A 1997-nucleotide genomic window follows, 5' to 3' on the forward strand; every position below is an offset into this window, starting at 1 on the left:
AACTCCGTCCGCTATGTCATTGACCGTAAACGACTTTTCGCGGCTCGCCACCGCTACGACTTGTGTGTAATGAGGTGGGCTAAACGGCCGCTTGTCGGAAAGTTGCAGGAGATGACCACGCGAACGCCGCCGGCCCGAACCTACTGCGCATAGAAGCCCGACCCCACCAAGCCTGGAACTCCGTCAATCTTGACTGCCTTCACGTAGGTCCATTTATGCGATGACTCAGTCTGCCCCGGTCTCAGGAACATATAGTCGACCCAGCCCGATCCCGTTGTTTCAGCCGTCTGGATCATCGCGTCATGAAAGAGCTTGCCGTTGGTATCTTTCTGGCCGCGAACGTTGGTCCCTTCCCGTGCAGGGAAAGCCGGATTCAACAGTACATTTGCGTTCAAATCGTAAGCAAACAGATAGGTGTCGCCATGGAACCACTCACTGCCTTTGATCCTGAACTCGGATAACGCGGCTTTGCCTCTGCTGTCTATCAACGCGGCGGCCTTCTCGACCAGCGCTTTGGTTTGAGCTGCTGTGTCGGACGTCGGAGGAGATGACTGAGAAAATGCAGGTGACACGGGGCAGAAGGATCCAGCCAATAACAAGATGCCGGCGAAGATGGATTTGCCGTTCATTGCACGATCTCCAACCATTGGTTTCAGCGCTGCACCGAAGGACAGCGTGTGGAAGAGAAGCACCTACTCGCATGCAAAAGACTAGTCCATGAAGCGTAGCTCGCCCAGAATAGTTTTGCCGCATGGTATAGGCGACGCGATAACGGACGTTCGCGAATGTCGGTAACGGGCCGTTTATTCGCGTTCCGATTCGCCATCGAAAATCTGACACGGGGCAGCCCAATCGACAGCTCTGTAGAAGGTTCATCGAGCTGGCACTCTCGGCCACTTGCCGCCTTTCGCCAAGACCATCGCTCGGTCATTCAAACGACTGCTGCGCTCCGAAATCGGCCGTCCGCTGATCGTTGGACGCCTTCGTTGCGCGGATTTCTGAAGTAACGCTGGCTGAGTCCACGCAGCAAACCTGCGATACGGCGTCTCCATGACCGTTGTCCAGCCACTGCAACCGAAATTTCAACGCAGCGGGCTTAGTCTTGACCATCACGAGTTCGCGCTCAACGGAGAACTGAAATGGCGCATTTCGTGGTCGAACGAAGCTTTTCGACGGCGCAGTCGGATGAGGGTTTGTCGCGGGTCGAAGACCAGCTGGCTCGCTGCAGCGAGATGCACCGTGTCGTCTGGAAGCGCAGCGTCCTCTCTTTGGATCGCAGACACATGATCTGCGAATACGAGGCGCCGGACGCAGAGGCTGTCCGAAAAGTCCAGCGGGAAGCCGGCGCCGCTTTCGATCACATCTGGTCTGGCGACATCATCGGAGGATCGTAATTAGACGGCTATCCGTTCGTGTGGGACCGATGTTCGGATGCGGATAAGGCCGACCACGCGTCCGTACGGATGCCAGGATTTGTGGGCGATGGTGAAGAGCTAGACCTGTCCGAGAGTCTCGACGACGGTTCCATTTATGCGCCCTGGCCACTTCCGCCGTTGAGCGATCCCGGAAATCGATCGAGTATGCCAATGAACCGGATTGACTCAAAGTTTCTGCGGATGCTATGGGGGTCTACGGCAGAGCAATACCGCAATACAGCAGCCGTTCTCGAGCAGCTTATTGTCGCCGGCGGTGACCGCTCCCTATTGCTTTGAACGCACAGATAAGACAATGCCAAATGCAATTATGAAAGCGCCACGGCTTAACTCCCGTTAATCTTTGACCAGAGCGCGTGTCCAAGAGCAAACGCGGACCGCATCCGGAAATTTGAAAAGATTGAATCCACCTCGGCACTCATCCGACATAACGCGTGCGCTCGCCGCGGGTTGGCGGACGGCAGCGTCATCCGATTCCATCTTAAGTCATGCGATTACACACAAGTCATTCGCCGAGTTCTCGGGCGTACTTGAGGCCGGCGGCGAAATCCGTCACTCGCTGGA

2 protein-coding genes are annotated in these 1997 nt (G+C 56.1%); one reads left to right on the forward strand and one right to left on the reverse strand.

The features are described from left to right. Nucleotides 1–140: 140 nt before the first annotated feature. Nucleotides 141–629 carry a cache domain-containing protein gene (locus tag NCS58_RS34000; RefSeq protein ID WP_250478538.1) on the reverse strand — a complete coding sequence of 163 codons (489 nt, stop codon included), beginning with the start codon at nucleotides 627–629 and terminating at the stop codon, nucleotides 141–143. A 510-nt stretch (nucleotides 630–1139) separates the two neighbouring features. On the opposite strand from NCS58_RS34000, the gene NCS58_RS34005 reads away from it, so the two are divergent. Next, on the forward strand, nucleotides 1140–1394 hold the full coding sequence (locus tag NCS58_RS34005; RefSeq protein WP_250477850.1) for a nickel-binding protein: 255 nt from the start codon (nucleotides 1140–1142) through the stop codon (nucleotides 1392–1394). Nucleotides 1395–1997 lie beyond the last annotated feature (603 nt).

This window comes from Caballeronia sp. INML3B, from assembly GCF_023631305.1.
GTDB lineage: Bacteria > Pseudomonadota > Gammaproteobacteria > Burkholderiales > Burkholderiaceae > Caballeronia > Caballeronia turbans.